The following is a 19,402-nucleotide window of genomic DNA, read 5'->3' on the forward strand; positions in this document are numbered from 1 at the left end:
ATTGGTCGCACAATGGGGATGGCGCCCGCGCCGCGCAACCCGCTTGCGCTCGCGCCAGCCATGCGCCCCACAGCAAGGCGCTGCCAGAACCGCCAGTGCGCGAAAACCAGCGGATGAGCACGCACAATTGCTTTCGGCAGTAGCGCGACCGGCGCCCGGTCGGCTATGCGTCTCCCCGCGCAAGACATGAGGTTCCGCGATGGATAGCCCTTCCCCGACCCGGCCACCGTTGCGCCATGTGTTGTCCTCGGCCCAGTTCGACCGGCCATTTCTCGACTATCTGGTCACGCTGACCACAACCATCCGCCGGTTCGACAAGAGCCGCGAGGGCATGGTGTACCTCCAGAGCCTGCTCGCTCACAAAAGGGCGATGCTCTACTTCACCCAGCCGTCCACGCGCACGTTCCTGTCGTTCCAGTCCGCCTGCCACATTCTGGGGATCACCGCGTCCGAGATCCGGGATGCGTCCACCTCATCGGAGCGCAAGGGCGAGAGCGTCGAAGATTCTCTGCGCACCTTCTCGTCCTACGTCGACCTCATCATCATGCGCTCGCCGATCCCGCGCCTTTGCGAGCGGATCGCAACCATGCTGGACGAAACGCCGCGACCGGTGCCGATCATCAATGCCGGTTCCGGGCCGGACGAGCACCCGACACAGGCCCTCCTCGACATTTACACCCTGTCGCGCAGCCTGCGGCTGGAAGGCGGCATCGAGGGCAAGACCATATGCATGGTCGGCGACTTGAAGCGCGGCCGTACGGTCCGCTCGCTCGCTCGCCTTCTGATCAACTACCCGGGCGTCAAGATCCTGTTCGCGTCGCCGCCCGCCTTTCGGATCGAAGAGGATCTGCGCGCCGACCTCAAGGCCGCCAACGTCGATTTTGAGGAAACCACCGCGTTCGAAAGCGCCATTGCCGCGGCCGATGCAATCTACATGACGCGCATCCAGGACGAGTACGACGCGCCGGGCGCCGTCCGGTCGGACGATCACAGCGCCTATCACCTGACGGCGGGCCACCTGCCGCAGCTGAAGAAAAGCTGCGCGATCCTTCACCCCCTGCCGCGCCGCAACGAGCTGGACCCGGCCATCGACCAGGACCCGCGCGCCAAATACTGGCGGCAGGAGCGCAACGGGATGTGGGTGCGCGTGGCACTGTTGACGATCCTGTGCGGGATCGACGACCGGGTGCAGCTCCCCGAACTCTGAGGCGCTGCACCCGGCGGCGAACTAGGCGGCCACCTGCCAGCTTTCGCGCGTGGTGGCGGCGAGCGATTTCGCCAGCGCATCGCGGTCGAGAGCGGCGCAATAGGCCGGCCGATCGCGCTCGAAACGCCAGCCTTCCGCGAGCGGCCCCGCGTCGTATGCGTCGTAACCAAGCGCGTCCATCAGCGCGGCGACCTCCGCCTTTGCGGCCTCATCGTCCCCCGCAATCGGGATTGCACGCCGGTCCGGCGCGCCCGATTTCCGGGCGTCGCGGTGAAAATCGATCATCATGATCGAGTTGAACGCCTTGACCACGCGGGCACCGGGCAGCGCCGACGCAAGCATCTCGCTGGTGGTCTCGGCGCCGGTGTCGAGCGCCGGAATAGCGCCATCTCTCCCGGGGTAGTAGTTGATCGCGTCGATCACGATCTTGCCACGGAGCGCGTCCGCCGGAAGGCTGCGGCAGGCCGTCAGCGGCACCGCTGCAATCACCAGCTCGCCGAACTTTGCCGCATCCTCGGCAGTGCCCACCTCGGCACCCAGGATGTTCTTCAGGCTGAAGAGCGTTTCAGGCGACCGCGAGTTGGCAATCATCACCTCGTGGCCCGCCGCAATGGCCGCCTCGCCGAGAATGCGGCCGACGAAGCCTGCGCCCAGAATTCCGATTTTCATGTCTGTGTCCCTCTGTGTGAAGAGACTATGATTGCGTGCGAAATAGAGATAAATGGCGCAAATCACTGGGCAGAAACAACGGAGCGTTGGGAATGGATCGACTGACCAGCATGGGCGTCTTCGTGAAGGCGGTGGATCTCGGCTCCTTCGCATCGGCGGCCTCGGCGACGGGCCTCTCCGCACAGATGGTCGCCAAGCACGTGGCGCGGCTGGAAGATCGGCTCGGCACCACACTCCTCAACCGCACCACAAGGCGCCAGAACCTGACCGACGTGGGGCGAGCCTACTACGAGCGGTGCAAGCACATTCTGGCGGAGACCGAGGCGGCCGACGCCATTGCCCAGGAGATGCACCGGCGTCCCCACGGGCTCCTGCGGATCAGCGCGCCGGTGAGCTTCGGCACCCGCTGTCTCGGCCCGGTGATGACTGCGTATCTGGCAAGGCACGAGGGGGTGGAGACCGAAGTGACCCTCAGCGATCGCTACGTGGATGCCATGGAAGACGGCTTTGACGTTCTGATCCGCATTGGCGCGGTCAACGGCACCGCGCTGATTGCAACGCCGCTGCGGCCCTACAAGATGATTGCCTGCGCATCGCCGGCATACGTCGAGGCGCGCGGCATGCCGCAGGCGCCGTCCGAGCTCGCGGCGCACGATTGCCTCGACTATGCGTACTGGTCGCCATCGGTGCCATGCCGCTGGGTGTTTTCGCGGGACGGCACGTCGACCGAAGCGAAGGTGAGCGGGCGCCTGCGCAGCAATGACTGGGGCACCCTCCTCCATGCAGCGCGCGAAGGGTTCGGCATTGTGCTGGGGCCGGAGCTGGTTCTCGCGGACGAGATCTCGTCTGGACGGCTCGTGCGCGTGCTGCCGCACCACGAAGGGCCCGCCCGTCCGATGAACGCCCTTACGCCCGCCAACCGGCGGCCGACCGCCAAGGTGCGCACATTTGTGGACGCGCTGGTCGCCGCGTTCGGCTGACTGGCGCCGGGCTCAGAACGCCTGCCGCTCGATGTCTTCCGGCGGCTCGTGGATTTCGAGGAGGCGGTCCAGGAACGCGTGGGCCCAGGTGGTCGCGGTGTTGGTCATGACCTTGTCGTTGAGGATCTCGAAACGCTCCTTGCGCTCCTCCAGCGGCATCTGGATTGCGGTGCGCAGCGCCTCTGCCATCTCGTCGATGGAATAGGGGTTCACGATCACCGCCTCGCTCATCTCCTCCGCCGCGCCGGCGAAGCGGGACAGCACCAGAACGCCCGGATTCTCTGGGTCCTGCGCGGCAATATATTCCTTCGCAACCAGGTTCATCCCGTCGCGCAGCGGCGTGACGAGGCCGACGGCCGAGCCGCGGTAGATGCCGGCCAGCGAGCGGCGCGGGAACGAGCGGGTGATGAAGTGGATCGGCGTCCAGTCAAGGTCGGAGAAGCGGCCGTTGATGCGGCCGGACAGGCCTTCCAGCAACCGCTGGATCTGCGAGTAGGCGCGCACCTCGGAGCGGGACGGCGGCGCAATCTGGAGCAGCGAGACCTCGCCCTTATGCTCGGGGTAAAGCTCCAGCAGGCGCTCGAACGCGGTGAAGCGTTCCGGCAGACCCTTGGAATAGTCGATCCGGTCGACGCCGACGATCTGCTTGCGGTCGTCCAGCTCGGCGCGAACGAGGGCAAGGTTCTCGCCGCCCTCCTTGGATTCGGGGAACTTGGAGAAAGCCTCCGCGTCGATCCCAATGGGGAAGGCTGCGGCGTGGACGCGGCGATCCATGGCGGCGATCGCGCCATCGTCCTCGCGCGAGCCGCCCACCTCTTCGAACAGGTAACGCTCGAACGCTGCGAGGTGGTTGGTGGTCTGAAAGCCGATGAGATCGTACGACAGCATCGCGTGCACGATCTTCTTGTGGTTGGGCAGCGCGGTCAGCACTTCGGGCACCGGGAACGGGATGTGCAGGAAGAAGCCGATGGGGTTTTTGACCCCGGCGGCGCGCAGCATCTCGCCCAGAAGGAAGAAGTGGTAGTCCTGCACCCAGATGATGTCATCGGGCCGCAGGAGCGGCACGAGGCGGGCGGCAAACCGCTCGTTGACGCGGCGGTAGCCCTCCTCCAGGCGGCGGTCGAAGTCGGTCAGGTCGAGGCGGTAGTGGAGCGTCGGCCACAGCGCGCGGTTGGCAAAGCCTGCGTAGAATTCATCGTAGTCCACCTGCGCCACGTCGATCGTGGCGGTGGAGACGGTGCCTTCCTCGGTGAATTTCAGCGCGCCGTAAGTGCCCTGCTCGGAGACCTCACCGGACCAGCCGAACCACAAGCCACCCCGCTCGCGCAACACGTCGACCAGCGCGACGGCAAGCCCGCCGGCGCGGCCGGTGTCCGTGAGAGGCCCAACCCGGTTGGACACGATGACGATGCGATTCATGACTCCCAGTGCCTCTAGATCTGCTACGGCGCGGCCGTGTCTCTTCAGATTACCTTATCCCACCGGCGGGACAGGCGTACAGCACCGTTAATGATGCCAACCATCGAATAGGTCTGCGGGAAGTTGCCCCACAACTGATTCGTGTGCGGATCCACGTCCTCCGAGAGAAGTCCGAGGTGGTTGCGGCAGGACAGCATCGTTTCGTAGATTTCGCGGGCTTCGTCACGCCGATCCATCCGGCCCAGCGCATCGATGTACCAGAAGGTGCACACGTTGAACGCGACTTCGGGGCGACCGAAATCATCCGCTGCATCGTAACGGTAAAGGTGGTTGCCGCGGCGCAGCCGCTCGCCGATCCGCTCGACGGTCGCGACGAAACGGGGATCGTGCACGTCGAGGAAGCCGACTTCGGCCATCAGCAGAAGCGAGGCATCGAGGCTCTCGCCGCCGAAGCTTTCGACAAAGGCGCCAACCTCTTCGTTCCACGCTTCCTTGCAGATCTTGGCGTGCACCTCGTCGGCACGGGCGCGCCAGTGCTTTGGGCTGAGGCCAAGCTGGTTGGCAATTTTTGCAAGCCGGTCCAGCGCAGCCCAGCACATGAGGGACGATGAGGTGTGGACACGCTCGCGCGTCCGCAGTTCCCAGATGCCGGCGTCGGGCTTGTCGTGGAGCATGTAGGCGCGGTCGCCGATCACCTCCAGATGCCGGAAATCCTCCATGGAGCCCTGCCGCAGGAGGCGCTTGTCGAAGAAGGCCTGGGCGGCGGCGAGGACGATGTTGCCGTAAACGTCGTGCTGGTAGTGCTCGTGCGCCTGGTTGCCGACGCGCACGGGGCCCATGTCCATGAAGCCCGGCAGGTCGGCCATCGATTCCACAATGTCCGCTTCGAGCCCGATGCCGAACACCGGCTGAACGTGGTCGCCCCGCGTCTGCGCGATGATATCGCGGATATAGGTGAGATAATTCTCCATGGTCTCGAGGTCGGACAGGTTGTTGAGCGCCCGGACCACGAAGAAGGCATCGCGCAGCCAGCAGTAGCGATAGTCCCAGTTGCGCTCGGAGCCCGGCGCTTCGGGGATGGACGTGGTTACGGCGGCCACGATGGCGCCGGTTTCCTCGAAGGTGCAGAGCTTCAGCGTGATGGCGGCGCGGATCACCGCTTCCTGCCACTCCAGCGGCAGGCCGAGGCGAAGCGACCAGCGCTTCCAGTAATATTCGGTCTCTTCCTGGAATTCGCGGCCGATGTTGCCGGGGCGCTCCGACAGGGATTCGTCCGGCCCGATGAAGAAATTGTACTCCCGTTCGAGGACGAAGAACGTCTCGTCACGGATGTAGGTGATCGGCGCATCGGTGTTGAGGCGCAGCGTGATGCCGTCGCTCACATAGCGCACATGGTTGGAGCCGGAGGTGATCTGCGGCTTGGTGGCCCCCCAGTCGAACCGGGGGCGCAGCACGACGCGGATGCGCGGGCGGCCGGAGACCGGGCGCAGACGCCGCACGATCTGCGCCGGACGGAAGACCCGCCCCCGCGACAGGAAGCGCGGCGCGAAATCGTCGATCTCCACCGCCGACCCGTCCTGCGCGATCAGCCGGGTCCGCAGGATTGCGGTGTTTTCGATGTAGTGCTGCTCGGAGTGGGAATAATCCTCGATCTCGACGGCGAAGGCGCCATCTTCGGACTCCCCCCGGCTGCCGAGAAGCGAATGAAACACCGGGTCGCCGTCCGGCCGCGGCAGGCACCACCACACGATGCGGGCCTTGATATCCACGAGCGCGGAGATCGAGCAATTGCCGATGATGCCGAGCGCCATGTTGTCGCTCATTGCGCCGAGCCCCCTGCCCGCAGTGCCGCATCACCCATCAAGATAAACCCTCCGCAATATTCCTGAGCCAGTCGTGCACGGACGGCACGTCCGGCAGGCGGTACTTGGCGCACGTCTCACCTTCGCCGACCTTGATTCCGAAGCCGCCGGCGGCCTGCGCTGCGCGCATTCCATCTTCGTCGGTCGTATCGTCGCCGATGAAAATCGGTGTGCGGCCCGCAAATGGCGGGTTCTCCATGAAGGCATCGACCGCAACGCCCTTGTCGAAGCCCTTGCCCTTGGCCTCAACCACCATCTTGCCGTGGATGAGGTGCAGGGTCTGGAGGTCTTCGGCCCAATCCTTCATCTGCGCCTTCACTTCGTCCTCGCGGCCGGGAGCAGCGCGATAGTGGATCGCAAGGCCTGCGCCCTTGTCTTCCATGGACACGCCGTCGCCCAATCCGTCCCACGCCTGGATGCGATCGCGCAGGGTGGCGATCTCTTCGGGCGGCGGGGCATGGTCGATGCCGGCGCCGGGTTTCGGCCGGCGCTCCAGCCCGTGCATGCCGGCCGCGGCGATGGGCATTGCAAGGAACGTGTCGACGTCCGCCACCTTGCGGCCGGTGACAACGGCCACCGCGCCATCTGCCCGGTCGACCACCTTTTCGATGATGGACTGCAAGCCGTCGGCAACGAGCACGCCGTCGGGACGGTCTGTGATGTCGACAAGGGTTCCGTCGAAGTCGAGGAAAAGCGCAAAGCGCTCCGGCACTGGTGGCGTCATGGAAGGGTCCGCATTGCCATGGGCCGGTTCGGCCGATGCGTGACACCATGCCCGCTGAACGCCGCGCGGGCAACCGTCCGGCAAGGCCTCAGGCCTTTGAAATTGCGCCATCCACCGCCGGTGGCCGGCGTTCGGCCGACTTGCAAAGATCGTAGACAACACAGGCCTCGCACAATGGCCGCCGCGCCTTGCACACATGCCGTCCGTGGAGGATGAGCCAGTGGTGCGCCCCTTTCAGGAAACGCGCCGGGACAATTCGCTCAAGGCCCGCCTCCACCTCATCCGGCGTCTTGCCCGGCGCAAGCCCGAGCCGGTTGCCGATGCGGAAGATGTGCGTGTCGACCGCAATGGTCGGTTCGCCAAACGCTTCGTTCAGCACCACATTGGCCGTCTTGCGGCCAACGCCCGGCAACGCCTCCAGTGCGGCCCGGTCGGCGGGGACTTCACCACCATGCGTGTCCACCAGAATACGCGACAACGCCATCACGTTCTTCGCCTTGGTGTTGAAGAGACCGATGGTCTTGATGAGGTCGCGGACCCTGTCCTCGCCAAGGTCGAGGACTGCCTGCGGCGTGTCGGCCACCGCGAACATCCCGCGCGTTGCCTTGTTGACGCCCACATCGGTTGCCTGCGCGGACAGAACAACCGCCACCAGCAGCGTGAACGGATTGTGGAACTCAAGCTCGGTCCTGGGCTCGGGCAACGCATCGGCAAGGCGTGCAAACAGAAGGTCGGCCTCGGCCCTGGTGTAGCGCGAACGCCTGCGGGGCGCTGCCTTGCGGCCGGGCCGGGGCGCTGGCTTCTTGCCAGCGGCGACGCTCACAGGAACGCCTCGTCCCACACCCGCTCGATGATCGCCGTCCACGAGGCATGGGGCTCGGCAAGGGTCGGCGCGTCCACCGTCGGGGCACTGGCAAAGGCGGCCTGTTCGGCTGCCGGCAGGGCCGCAATGTCGAGGACGGACGGATCGCCCCACACGGCGATATCAGCCTTGCGGGCCTGCGCGGCGGGCGAGAGGAGGAAGTTGGCAATCACCAGCGCGCCGGCCTTGTCGCCGGCGTTGTGCGGAATGCCGACGAAGTGGACATTGCCGAGGGTCCCCCCCTCGAACGCACCGATGGCTGCCGTCGGCGGCAAGAGGCCATCGGCCACGGCAGCTGCGGCATCGGACGGGTTGTACGTCAACGCCAGCGCAATTTCGCCGTCGGCAAAGAGACGGCGCAGATCCGCAACGCTCTGCGGAAAGACGGCGGCGGAGCGCCACAGATCGGGATGGAGCCGCTCCAGCACTGGTAAAAGGTTGTCGCGAACCAGCGCTTCTGCGCCATCGCCAGCCGGCGCCCGCAGCACGGCGGGGTCAGGCACGGTGTCCAGCAGGATCTGCTTCAAAAAGCTGGTGCCGACAAAGTTGGGCGGCTGCGGATAGGTGAAGCGGCCGGGGTTTTCCGCAGCAAAGGCGAGGAGACCCTCCAGCGTGCGGGGCGGATCGGTGCGCGCCGTATCGTAGATAAAGACAAGCTGGGCGCGGCCCCATGGCGATTGCTGTCCCTCCACGGGCACGCCGAAGTCGGTGAGGATTGCGGCGCCGTAGCGGCCAAGGTCAACGAGGGGCCGGTTGGGCAGCGCTTCGGCCCATTCGCCGCCGAGGAGCAGGCCTTTTTCCTTCATCGCGACAAAATTTTCGCCGTTGATCCAGATAAGATCCACAGCGCCGCCATCATCCTGCCCGGCGACGGTTTCGGCCAGCACGCGGCTGACCGCTTCGGCGGTGTCGGTGAGCTTCACCTGGCGCAGGGTGATGCCGTAGCGCGTTGCCACCTCGGAGCCGACCCAGGCGATATAGTCGTTGATATGGGTTTCCCCGCCCCAGGCGTACCAGTCCACCGTCTGCCCTCTGGCCGCCGTGGTGACCGCGTCCCAGTTGGCGGTATCCGGCACGGGATCGGCGTGCGCGGAGGCGAACGGGAGGGTCAGCGCGGCAAGGATTGCGATGGCGGTGGGTTTCAGCTTCAACACGGGGCCTTACCTGGTCGCGAATGCGCTCTGGAGCGCGGAGATTGTGAGGATCTGCGGCAGCACTTCAGGCGCAGCGGCCGCTGGATAATAGATGTAGAGCGGCACGCCAGCGCGACCGAACCCGTCCATCAACGCAGTGACGTCGGGATCGCGGCGCGTCCAGTCGGCGGTCATCATGGTGGTGCCGGTGTCGGCCAGCAGCGTTTCGAACGCATCAGATTCAAACACCACCCGCTCGTTCACCTTGCAGGTGATGCACCATGCCGCCGTGACGTTGAGAAAAACCGGCTGGCCGTTGCCGCGCAACGCCTCCAGCGATTGCGGCGTGAAGGCGGTGGTGCCGGCCATGGTCGCCGCCACGGCAGGCGGACGGGCCGAAACGCTGGGCCAGCCCGCAACGCCGGCCGCCACAAGGCTGATGCCGGCCAGAACGGCGGCAACGCGGTGCGAGCGCCCCCCGCCCCGCTGCGCAAGACCCAGAAGCCACGCCGCCAGCGCCACAAGCAGAAGCGCAAGGAAAGCGCCGAACAGTGCGTCCACCCCAACGAGCTGCGCCAGCACCCAGACCAGCCACGCGGCTGTGGCATAAAGCGGAAACGCCAGCGCCTGCTTGAAGCGGACCATCCACGCCCCCGGCCGCGGCAAGAGGCGCGACAGCCCCGGCATCAGCGCCAGGAGCACGAACGGCAGCCCAAGCCCCACGCCCATCGCCATGAACACGCCCAGCGCCAACATTGCCGACGACCCCAGCGCCATCCCGATGGCAACCGCCATGAAGGGCGCCGTGCACGGCGTGGCCACGATGGTGGCAAGGACGCCGGTGGCGAACGAACCGGCCACCCCGTCCTGCGGCCCCCGCCCGCCGAGCCGGGTCAACCCGGTGCCAATCTCGAATACGCCGGAAAGGTTGAGGCCCACCGCAAAGATCGCCGCCGCAATCAACCCGACGAACACCGGGCTTTGAAGCTGAAAGCCCCAGCCGACGGCAACGCCCGCCCCCTTCAGGGTCAGGAGGACGCCGGCAAGGACAGCAAAGCTCGTCAGGATGCCGCTGGTGTAGGCAGCGCCTATCATCGCGCGCCGCGCAAACGGCGCCGAAGCGTGTTCCACCAGCCCGAACACCTTCAGCGCCAGCACCGGAAACACACAAGGCATGAGATTGAGGATCAGCCCGCCCAGAAACGCGAACAGCAGCGCCTCCAGCGGCCCGATCGCGACCCGCGGCGCCGCGTCATCCAACGCCGCGAGCGTGCCGCCGCCGGACCCGCCGGGTGCGGATGCCGCGCCCGCAACCGCCACGGCTGCAACCGGCGCCGGATCGGCCTTGCCCGAAGCACTGATCCACCAGGCGCCCGCATCGGTTTTCAGAACGCCGCGCAAGGTGCCGTCGAGCCGACCTCGCCCTGCCGCAACGGCAAGGGTGAACCCCTCGCCGTCCGATGCGTCCACGCTGGTCTGTTCGGCAGCATTGTCGATCAGGCCGCGCTTTTCCGGGAAGAAGACCGCACCTTCCCCCTCGCCGGACGGAACCGTGAGGTAGATGGTCCCGTCCGCGCGCGAGTAGGCAGCGTCCATGTCGCTCTGGGCCGGCAAGGCCCACTCGGCCTGAACGAAGGTGAACGCGACGCCCGAATCGGCTTGCGACACCGGCCCCGTGGGAATGGTCAGCTCGGCCGTGCCACTTTCGGGGATGCAGATCTTTTCGCACACCAGCCAGTCGATCCGGACCGGCACCCGGTAGGGTTCGCCCGCCGGCCAGTCCGCCGGAACCGGCACTGAGGTGAGGAGCGTGAATTCGCCGCTGTAGCCGAAATTCATCAAGGGCGGATAGGGCAGCCGCTCGGGCACGGGAAAAAGCACCGGGCCGGCCGTGGTGCCGCTGGAAAGCGTGAAGTCGATCATCGGCGGCTCGCCCGAATCGCCGGGGTTGAGCCAATAGGTGTGCCAGCCGTCAGCCAGCGCATGGCGAACCGCAATATCGGTGCTTTCGCCGGGTGCGGTCACCGCGTTGCGCACCACAAGCTCGGCCGCCACATGGTCCGCGGCCATCTCTGCTGGCGCAGCCAGAGCCGGAAGCGCGCCAAGGACCAGAGCCGCAGTCAGACCGGCAAGATGGCGCAGCATCAAAATCATCCATCCCATTTTCATGCCGCTGACTTAGAGTGAGGATGCCCGCCGCGCCAAGCCACCCCCCTGTCACGATTGCGCGACGGCTGACCGGAGTGTTGTCCCATGAGCCAGGAATTCACCGTCCATCAGGAGCTGACGCGTACGTTTCGCTTCTATATCGCCCTCACCGTGTTTGCGAACCTTGGCTATGGACTGATGCTCGGGGTGTTTTTTTTCGCCGCGACTGCCGTTTCCGGCCCTGCGTCGGCGTTGCTGCTCATTCCGCCGGCCATGGTGTCCACAGGTTTTGCCGCCCTGTCGGCTTTCGGCGTTGCCGAGGCGTTCGGGCTGCACCGCGCCATTCAGTCCACAGGGACCGCGCTGGCGCTACCGCACATCACCCGGTCCATGATGCTGCCGGTGCAGACGACACTGACGCTGATCTTCCACGCCCTGTTCGCGTTCCTGCTCTTCGGCTGGACGTTCTTTGCGCTGATCGGCGTTCTGCCAACCCCGGCCGCCTGGGCCGGCTGAGATGCGCGCCTAGACGCCCGCCGCACTGGCGGCGCCGCCGACGGCCGGCTGAGCGGTGCGCCACGGATCGAGCGAGAGGCCGAGTTCCGCTTCGATGGCGTCCACCTGCGGCGCAAAACTGCGGGCAAGTGCTGCCGCTACCCCGGGGCAGAGATCTGGCTCTCGCGCCGGCAGCACGGTCCGGGCAAACCGGGCCCAGGCGCGCTGATGCAGCGGCTGGGCGACTGGTGCGCACGCCGGTTCGGGCGCGCCCTTGCACACAGCGCCGACTGCAACACCGGCGCTGCCCGCAGCGGATGGCGGCCAGGCATCGTTGGCCGCCACCTCATCGGGCCAAAGACCCAGAAAGAAGCACAGCTTCTCGAAGGTGGCGGCCGGGCTTGTCTCGATCTCCTCGTGCAGGATCACCAACAGCCGGTCCGGCCCGAAATTCAGCCGAAACCGCCTGACCCCGTCCAGATAGGTGCTGCCGGCGCGGTAAAGGTGGAGCGGCGACCACCCCTTGGCCCGGCGCAATTCCTCCTGCGCCAGTGCCGCGGCAAAGTCGTGCGTGGTTTCCAGCCCCATGTGGAACTGGTGCCGGAAATGGGCGAAGGCGCGGGCCACAGGCTCGCGAAGCACCAGAACGATACGGCAGTCCGGCCGCACTGCTGCGATGGCGGATGCAGCTTCCGGCGTCTGCAACAATTCCCGCGAGTTTTCGCCCAGCATCCGGAAGCCGGCGGCGGGCGCTTCGGCCGATGGCGGCGCGAGAGCGCAAGGCCCTGTCTCCACCGGGAGGCTGATGCGCGGGTGCGCTGCCAGCCACGACGACAGAAGACGACTTCCCGCCATTGCAGGCCCCGTGACGATGAAATCAGGTCCTGCACCCATGGCTCTACCTCCTGCCCAACCGACACGAAGATAATTAACGCCGGAGCGGAGCCTTGACCGTGCGCGAAAGGATAGGCGCGCGCCCCATCGGGTCAGAGGACAGCGCGAACGCGCTCAAGCGTATTTTCCATGTGGAGTTCCAGCACTTTGGCAAGCGCCTCTCCGTCGCGGCGGGCAAGCGCCTCGGCCATCTCGACGTGCTCGGCCATGGCTTCGGCCCACTTGTCCGGCCCGTGGTTGCCAAGATAGCGGATCCGCTTGAGCCGGCCCTGAAGGAGGCCGTGCATCTCGCAGAGGCTGGCATTTTGCGACAGTGCCACGATGGCCGAGTGGATCGACTGGTTGAGCTTGTAATAGGCCAGCCGCTCGCGCGCCTCGTAGCGCACGACCATGTCGGCGTGGAGGGCGAGGACAGCGTCAATCTCCGCGTCGGTACACCGGCCAACGCCGACGCGCGCGCAAAAACCTTCCAGCGCCTTCAGCGCCTCCAGCATCCCGGCCACTTCCTCGACGCCGAAGCGGCGCACGACAGCCCCCTTGGCGGGCACCAGCTCGATCAAGCCTTCGCTGGCAAGCGTGCGGAGAGCCTCGCGCAAGGGCGTGCGCGACACCCCGAGCACAGGGCCAAGCTCGCTTTCGTTCACCCGGCTCCCGGTCTCCAGGGTGCCGTCGATGATCATGTCACGCAGCCGCGTCACGACCTCTTCGTGCAAGGTTCTGCGCCGGATCGGTCTGTTCTGCGCAGTGGTCATGTCGCCGTCCAAGATGTTTCGCTCCACAGTTTCGCACACGCTCTTGCAGAGGCGCCACAGAGCTGCATACTGTATACAGGCCTTCAGGGCCATCCGACGGCACGCAAGATGCCGCATTCGATCACGGGAGGAAATGTGCGGTCGCAAGGCTGCGCGATGGCGCTTGATGCGCCTGGAGCGCGCGCCGCGTCCGCCACTGCCTCCTTCCGCCGATCCCCCTTTTGCCCGGCCATTGCCGGGACGCTCGAAACTTGCCCGCGCCGGGCCACGCACAAGGAACTGTTCTGATGTCTGACCGCCCCCTGATCGCACTCGCGCTTGGCGACCCGTCGGGCATCGGCAACGAGCTCGCCATCAAGGCACTCAGCGATGAAGAAACCTTCGAGGGCGCGGACTGGCTGGTGATCGGCGACCGGCGGATGTGGCAGTTGGGCGAGGAACAGGCCGGCACCGCGCTGGAACTGCCGGACTTCGACCCCGCACACTTCGACCGCGCCGCCTTTCTCGACCTTGCGCACGCCGAAATGGACGCCATCGAGACCGGAACGTCCAGCATGGCGGGCGGATCGGTGGCCCTTGCCAACTTCGACCTTGCGCTGCGCCTTGCAGCAGACGGCGCCGCCGATGCGGTGTGCTTCACCCCGTTCAACAAGCACGCGATGCGCCTTGGCGATCCGTCCTACGTGGACGAGATCGGCTTCATCAAGCGCGCCATCGGCACCGACGTCAGCGGCTCCGAATTCAATGTGCTGGACGAGGTGTGGAACGCGCGCGTCACCTCCCACGTGCCGCTCAGCGAAGTCGCCGGGCTGATCACCGAAGAGCGGCTGCTGCGCGCCATCACCCTCACCCACCAGACGATGGAGGGCGCCGGCATCGCCAACCCGAAGATCGGCGTTGCGGGCCTCAACCCCCATGCCGGCGACGGCGGCAACTTCGGCACCGAGGATGACAACATCATCGCCCCCGCGGTGAAAAAGGCCGCGGAAAAGCAGTTTCGGGTGGATGGGCCGATCCCGTCCGACACGGTCTATGTCCGTGCGCTGAAAGGCGAATTCGATGCGGTGCTGACCATGTATCACGACCAGGGCCAGATCGCGATGAAGCTGATCGGGTTCGACCGCGGGGTGACGCTGATTGGCGGCTACCCGTTCTGGATCGCGACCCCGGCCCACGGAACCGCCTACGACATTGCCGGCAGCGGCGAGGCCAACCCCGGCGCCACCATCAAGGCGCTGCAACTGGCCTCCCGCCTGTCGCGCCGCTCGAACCCGGACGGGTTCGCTGAAGCCGCAGACCGGCTTGCAAACGTCCGCGCCCTTGCCGCCAGCGCACGGGACGCGGCCTGACACCACCCTGAGTTCAACCAGACAACCCGGCACCTAAGACCGGGCCAAACTGACCCAACGGAGGATACCCCATGAAGCTCTGGACAACGCTTCTCGCCGGCGTCGCCGCTGCCGCGTTCGCCACCCAGGTCGCCGCACAGGAAGAGATCGTCTTCGGCATCTCGGCCGCGACCGGCTCGCTGCAGCAGCGCACCGCCGCAGAGTTCACCAAGCGCGCCAACGAGAAGCTGGGCGACAAGGCCGTCGTCAAGCTCTTCGACTCCTCGCAGCTCGGCAAGGATCAGGAGATGCTGCAGAAGCTGAAGCTCGGCACCTTGCAGATCTCCCTGCCGTCTTCGATCATGTCATCGATCTCGGACCAGTTCGCGCTGTTCGACATGCCGTTCCTCGTGGCCGACCGCGACCATATGGGCCGCATCGAGGCTGAAATCTTCTGGCCCGACATTGCACCCACGGTGGAAGGCAACGGCTACAAGGTTCTGGCCGTGTGGGAAAATGGCGTGCGCCACATCTCCAACAACGAGCGGCCGATCAACACGCCGGCCGACCTTGAAGGCATCAAGATCCGCACCCCCAAATCCACCTGGCGGGTGAAGATGTTCGAGGAATACGGCGCGAACCCCACGCCGATGGCATTTTCCGAGGTCTTCACCGCGCTGCAGACCGGCGTGATCGACGGGCAGGAAAACCCCTACACCAACATCGAGGCAGCCAAGCTCAACGAGGTGCAGAAATACCTGTCCAAGACCGGGCACGTCTATTCCCCGGCCTATCCCACCATGGGCAAGCGCACCTACGACAACATGGACCCCGAGATCCGCGACGTTCTGGAACAGACCGCCCGCGAGATGGAAGCCTGGGCCCGTGAGCAGGGTGCAGCGGACGACGAGGCGCTCGAAAAGGAGCTGGTCGACGGCGGCATGGAATTCAACGTCGCCGACCGCGCGGCGTTCGTGGAGGCTTCCAAGCCGGTCTACGCCGCATTCGCCGAAGAGGTCGACGGTGGTCAGGACATGATCGACCGCGCCATCGGCCTTGCAAACGGCAGCTAGCACACCCTCGCCGGGCCGCCGCCTTGAGGTGGCGGCCCGGATCCAAAGTCCCTTCAGCCGGAGCCTTCCATGTCCGCCGTCGCCAAGGTGCTGCAACGCATCCTCGAGGCTTTAACCATAACGCTTCTCGTCACCCTCGCGGTGGTGGTCCTTGCCGCCGTCGTGGCGCGTTACGTCTTCAACTCGTCGTTCGTCTGGTATGACGAGGTGGCGTCGATCATGCTGGCCTGGCTGACCTTTTATGGCGCAGCCCTGGCCGCCCTGCGTCGCAGGCACCTCGGCTTTCCGGGTCTCCTTCTCGCCCTCCCGGTCCGGGGCCGCTTCGCGCTGTTCGTGCTGGGCGACATCATCGTCATCGCGGTGTTTTCGGCCATTGGCTATGGCGGCTGGTTCATCCTGCAGGTGATGGGCACGGACACGCTGATCTCGCTGGACGTGCCGCTTTCGGTCACCCAGTCGGTGGTGCCGATCGGCGCCGCACTCTTCATTATCGCAACGCTTCTGTCGGCCCCTGCGGCCTGGGCCACGATGCGCGCCGGTGTTTCCTCGGAGGATGAGGAAATTGCCGAGGAACTCGCCAGAGCCGCCCGCCATGAGGCTGAAACGCCGGAGGCCCGCGCGTGATCACGATCGGTATTCTTGTTCTTCTTCTTCTGCTGATTGCCATCAATCTGCCCATTGCGGTGGCCATTCTGGCCGTGGCGCTGGTGGGCGTGGTGATCTCCAAGGGCGTGCCCGGCCTTTACGATGCGGCGCTGTCCGTGTTCGACGGCGCAACGTCGTTCCCGCTCATTGCCATCCCGCTGTTCATTCTGGCGGGCGCACTGATGAACACCGGCGGCATCTCACGCCGGCTGATCGACTTCACCTCTGCGCTCATCGGCTTCGTGCGCGGCGGGCTCTCCATGGTGAACGTGGGCGTTTCGCTGTTCTTTGCCGAGATCTCCGGATCTGCGGTCGCGGACGTCGCGGCCATCGGCTCGGTGCTGATCCCCTCCATGAAGCGCAAGGGCTACAAGCCGCGCTTTGCCGCCGCCGTCACGTCGTCCTCGGCCTCGCTGGCGATCATCATTCCGCCGTCGATCCCGATGATCCTTTATGGCGCGCTGGCCGACACCTCCATCACGCAGCTCTTCATTGCCGGCGTGGTGCCGGGGCTGATCGGCGGTTTCTCGATGATGGGGCTCTGCTACTATTTCGCCGTGCGCTACGACCTGCCGCGCGAGGAGGCGTTCTCGCTGTGCCGCCTGTGGAAGGCGTTCGTTGCGGCCGGGCCTGCCCTGCTCCTCCCGGTCATCATTCTGGGCGGCATCTTCGGCGGGATCGTCACCGCCACGGAAGGCGCCGGGCTTGCGGTGGTGGCAGCTCTGGTCATCGGCGGTCTCGTCTACCGCGAGGTGAAGCTCACCGAACTCTACACCGCGCTCATCGAGGGCGTGACGCAGACGGCGGTGGTGATGCTTCTGGTCGCCACGTCGGCGGTCCTCGGCCTGTACCTCACCGAATCCGAAGCGCCGCAGCGTTTTGCACGGGCCATCGTCTCGCTGACGGAAAACAAGATCCTCGTCCTGATGCTGCTCAACGTGCTTCTGCTCTTCCTCGGGATGATCCTGCACGGGGCGGCTGCCATCATCCTGGTGACGCCCATCGTTTTGCCGCTGGTTCACCAGATCGGCATCGATCCGGTGCAGTTCGGCATCATCCTGACGCTGAACATCGCCATCGGCCAGCAGACGCCGCCGGTGGCCAGCGTTCTGGTGACGGCCTGCTCCATCGCCCGGACGGACATCTGGGGTACGACGCGCACCAACGTGCCGTTCATCATCCTCCTGTTCACCATTTTGATGCTGGTGACCTATGTGCCGTTCGTCTCGCTGGGGCTGGTGGACGCCTTTTACCGCTGACCCGGTCCCGCGCCGGCACGCTGTCGCGGCCGCAGATGGCCGCCGCGACAGGCCCGTGAATTCTACCGGCTCGCGACGGGGAATTCCTCGCTGAGGATGTTGTCGATCCGCTCCCGCTCCGCCTGGAAGGTGGCAAGCTGTGCGCCGGACAGTTCCCGCCCGCGGCGCAGGCGGATCTTCAGCGGGTTCACATGGCGCCCGTTCACCTTCACCTCGAAGTGGAGGTGCGGCCCGGTGGAGAGGCCGGTGGTCCCGACATAGCCGATCACCTGCCCCTGCTTGACCGTAACGCCGGGCTTGATGCCCTTTGCGATGCGTGACTGGTGCGCATAGCCGGTCTCGTAGCCATTGGCGTGGCGGATGGAGACCCAGCGGCCATACCCGGCCTTCCAGCCCGCCTGCTTCACCACACCGTCACCTGCCGCGTAGATGGGCGTGCCACGGGGGGCGGCATAGTCGACGCCGTTGTGCATCCGCGTGCGGCGCAGGATCGGGTGGCGGCGCTGCCCGAACCCCGAGCGGAAGACGCCGCGGGACATGGGCTTGCGCATCAGGAACTTGTCGCCGGTGCGTCCGTCCTCATCGTAGAAGTCGACCGTCCCGTCCGGCGCCTTGAACCGGTAAAACCGCCGCTCCACGCTCCCGGCCGTCAGCGCGGCATAAAGGATCTCTTCGGAGTCGCCGCCCTTCTGGGAGTGGATCACCGTCAACTTGTCGCCCGGGCGGACCTGGCTGTTGAAGTCGAGGTCGAGCGAGAAGGTGGCGAGCAGCGTATCGCGTACGCTCTCGGGCAGCTCGTGGTTCACTGCGGTCTGGTAGAGGCTCTTGTACACCGAGGGCGTGTTGCTCTTGGAGGTCGCGACCTGCGCGTCCTCCACCTTGGGTGCCGGCCCCGGAGGCGCTTCACCCAGAACGAACTCGCCGGTGTCGGTCATCGCCACTGTCGCGACGTGGCGGCTGTCCTTGTAGATGGAGAAGCGGCTGGGTCGGCGCGCGGCGCCCTCGTCGGTCTCTTCCAGCCGGAAGGCGATGCGCAGCGTCTGCCCGGCTCGCAGCTTGGCGACACCGAGCCTGGAAAGGATGTCGTTGATGGCATCGACGTCAGCTTCCCCGACGCCGCTGCCCAGAAGGATCTTCTGCAACGTATCGCCCGGCTGGACCAGCTCGATGAACTCGTCGCCAGACCCGGCGGTCTCATCGTCCTCATTGCGCTTGACCAGCTCGGACACATTCTCCGGCACGATCGTCACGTTGGCCGGCGTGCCGGACGTGTCGTCGATGAAGCCGGCCGCATCGCCAAGCGGCATCTGCATCGGCATGTTGTCGATATATTGCTCATCGCGCAGCTGACGCTCGATCTCATCCTCGTCGAGGGTGACCGCATCGTCGAACACGACCGGCTGCTCGAGCGGGAAGGACGAGACGCTGACGGTGATCTCGCCGTCGACCGCCTTGTCGTAGATGGCGTCCGTCGCGCCTTCCTCGGAGGTGTCGTCCCGCTGTTGCAGCTTGCGCGCATCGAAGGCCGGCACGTCGCCGATCTCCTTCTTGTCCAGAACCAGCGATGCATTGATCACGGCATAGGGCCGCTTCTGGATGAGATCCTGCTCGCCCTGCCGGACGATGGTGCTGATTTCGATCATGCGGCGGGAGGAGACTTCCTCATAGACGGGCGTGACACGGTCGCCCTTCTGGGCGCGCGGCGCGTCCACCACCTCGCGCGAAAGCACGGCGGCTTCCGCGTTGACCACATAACGGCCGTCGAGTGCAGCAACGAGCGCGCCGCCCATCAGCGCAACGGAGGTCACGGCCGTCGTGACCGCCCCCACCAGCCAGCGGATGCTGACGCCGCGGCGCGTATAGCGCGACGGGTCGGCGTCCCCGACGATGAGGGGCGCCTCATCCCCGAGCTCGACCGGCTTGGCGCGGCGGTGCTGGTCCCATGAACGCAT

Annotated in this window: 17 protein-coding genes; 7 read left to right on the top strand and 10 right to left on the bottom strand. The window is 65.9% G+C overall.

The genetic code is table 11. The annotated features are described in order from the left end of the window. Positions 1-199 precede the first annotated feature (199 nt). Positions 200-1,207: a hypothetical protein gene (locus RDV64_RS22610; RefSeq protein WP_309197230.1), complete on the top strand. Its 1,008-nt coding sequence runs from the start codon at positions 200-202 to the stop codon at positions 1,205-1,207. A gap of 21 nt (positions 1,208-1,228) precedes the next feature. On the opposite strand, the gene RDV64_RS22615 is transcribed toward RDV64_RS22610, so the two are convergent. Further along, positions 1,229-1,876 carry an NADPH-dependent F420 reductase gene (locus RDV64_RS22615; protein WP_375143783.1) on the bottom strand — a complete coding sequence of 216 codons (648 nt, stop codon included), beginning with the start codon at positions 1,874-1,876 and terminating at the stop codon, positions 1,229-1,231. 92 nt (positions 1,877-1,968) lie between these two features. Here RDV64_RS22615 and RDV64_RS22620 point away from each other — a divergent pair, with 92 nt between their 5' ends. Continuing rightward, positions 1,969-2,856 (top strand): LysR family transcriptional regulator, encoded by an 888-nt coding sequence (locus tag RDV64_RS22620; RefSeq protein WP_309197232.1) that lies wholly within the window; start codon positions 1,969-1,971, stop codon positions 2,854-2,856. 12 nt (positions 2,857-2,868) lie between these two features. Here the strand turns inward: RDV64_RS22620 and RDV64_RS22625 are convergent, their stop codons facing one another. The 6 genes from RDV64_RS22625 to RDV64_RS22650 all read right to left on the bottom strand — a co-directional run bounded on the left by RDV64_RS22625 (position 2,869) and on the right by RDV64_RS22650 (position 11,001). Further along, a complete protein-coding gene (locus tag RDV64_RS22625) occupies positions 2,869-4,275 on the bottom strand; it encodes a trehalose-6-phosphate synthase (protein ID WP_309197233.1) in 1,407 nt (468 codons plus the stop codon). A 44-nt stretch (positions 4,276-4,319) separates the two neighbouring features. Beyond that, complete coding sequence (locus tag RDV64_RS22630; RefSeq protein WP_309197234.1) at positions 4,320-6,098, bottom strand: glycoside hydrolase family 15 protein; 1,779 nt, start codon at positions 6,096-6,098, stop codon at positions 4,320-4,322. 37 nt (positions 6,099-6,135) lie between these two features. Further along, complete coding sequence (gene otsB, locus RDV64_RS22635) at positions 6,136-6,861, bottom strand: trehalose-phosphatase (protein ID WP_309197235.1); 726 nt, start codon at positions 6,859-6,861, stop codon at positions 6,136-6,138. Positions 6,862-6,949: 88 nt separating this feature from the next. Further along, a complete protein-coding gene (nth, locus tag RDV64_RS22640) occupies positions 6,950-7,684 on the bottom strand; it encodes an endonuclease III (RefSeq protein WP_309197236.1) in 735 nt (244 codons plus the stop codon). Continuing rightward, the gene (locus RDV64_RS22645; RefSeq protein WP_309197237.1) at positions 7,681-8,874 is read right to left on the bottom strand and encodes an ABC transporter substrate-binding protein; all 1,194 of its coding nucleotides are present in this window, start codon (positions 8,872-8,874) and stop codon (positions 7,681-7,683) included. Before RDV64_RS22645 ends, nth begins: the two co-directional genes overlap by 4 nt. A gap of 9 nt (positions 8,875-8,883) precedes the next feature. Beyond that, positions 8,884-11,001, bottom strand: coding sequence for a protein-disulfide reductase DsbD domain-containing protein (locus RDV64_RS22650; RefSeq protein WP_309197238.1), 2,118 nt, complete (start codon positions 10,999-11,001; stop codon positions 8,884-8,886). 108 nt (positions 11,002-11,109) lie between these two features. Here RDV64_RS22650 and RDV64_RS22655 point away from each other — a divergent pair, with 108 nt between their 5' ends. Continuing rightward, positions 11,110-11,520, top strand: a complete 411-nt coding sequence (locus RDV64_RS22655; protein WP_309197239.1) for a hypothetical protein — start codon at positions 11,110-11,112, stop codon at positions 11,518-11,520. A gap of 9 nt (positions 11,521-11,529) precedes the next feature. Here RDV64_RS22655 and RDV64_RS22660 read toward each other — a convergent pair whose 3' ends face one another. After that, the gene (locus tag RDV64_RS22660; RefSeq protein ID WP_309197240.1) at positions 11,530-12,393 is read right to left on the bottom strand and encodes a sulfotransferase; all 864 of its coding nucleotides are present in this window, start codon (positions 12,391-12,393) and stop codon (positions 11,530-11,532) included. A gap of 92 nt (positions 12,394-12,485) precedes the next feature. Further along, positions 12,486-13,145: a GntR family transcriptional regulator gene (locus RDV64_RS22665; RefSeq protein ID WP_309197241.1), complete on the bottom strand. Its 660-nt coding sequence runs from the start codon at positions 13,143-13,145 to the stop codon at positions 12,486-12,488. Positions 13,146-13,432: 287 nt separating this feature from the next. Between RDV64_RS22665 and RDV64_RS22670 the strand changes: the two genes are divergently transcribed. From RDV64_RS22670 to RDV64_RS22685, 4 genes are all read left to right on the top strand, one after another. Further along, on the top strand, positions 13,433-14,494 hold the full coding sequence (locus RDV64_RS22670; RefSeq protein ID WP_309197242.1) for a 4-hydroxythreonine-4-phosphate dehydrogenase PdxA: 1,062 nt from the start codon (positions 13,433-13,435) through the stop codon (positions 14,492-14,494). Between the two features lie 71 nt (positions 14,495-14,565). Beyond that, positions 14,566-15,546: a TRAP transporter substrate-binding protein gene (locus RDV64_RS22675; protein WP_309197243.1), complete on the top strand. Its 981-nt coding sequence runs from the start codon at positions 14,566-14,568 to the stop codon at positions 15,544-15,546. Positions 15,547-15,615: 69 nt separating this feature from the next. After that, the gene (locus RDV64_RS22680; protein WP_309197244.1) at positions 15,616-16,170 is read left to right on the top strand and encodes a TRAP transporter small permease; all 555 of its coding nucleotides are present in this window, start codon (positions 15,616-15,618) and stop codon (positions 16,168-16,170) included. Further along, positions 16,167-17,450, top strand: a complete 1,284-nt coding sequence (locus RDV64_RS22685; protein ID WP_309197245.1) for a TRAP transporter large permease — start codon at positions 16,167-16,169, stop codon at positions 17,448-17,450. Before RDV64_RS22680 ends, RDV64_RS22685 begins: the two co-directional genes overlap by 4 nt. A gap of 62 nt (positions 17,451-17,512) precedes the next feature. Here the strand turns inward: RDV64_RS22685 and RDV64_RS22690 are convergent, their stop codons facing one another. Further along, positions 17,513-19,402 (bottom strand): M23 family metallopeptidase, encoded by a 1,890-nt coding sequence (locus RDV64_RS22690; RefSeq protein WP_309197246.1) that lies wholly within the window; start codon positions 19,400-19,402, stop codon positions 17,513-17,515.

The sequence above is a fragment of the Acuticoccus sp. MNP-M23 genome (assembly GCF_031195445.1).
Taxonomy (GTDB): Bacteria; Pseudomonadota; Alphaproteobacteria; order Rhizobiales; family Amorphaceae; genus Acuticoccus.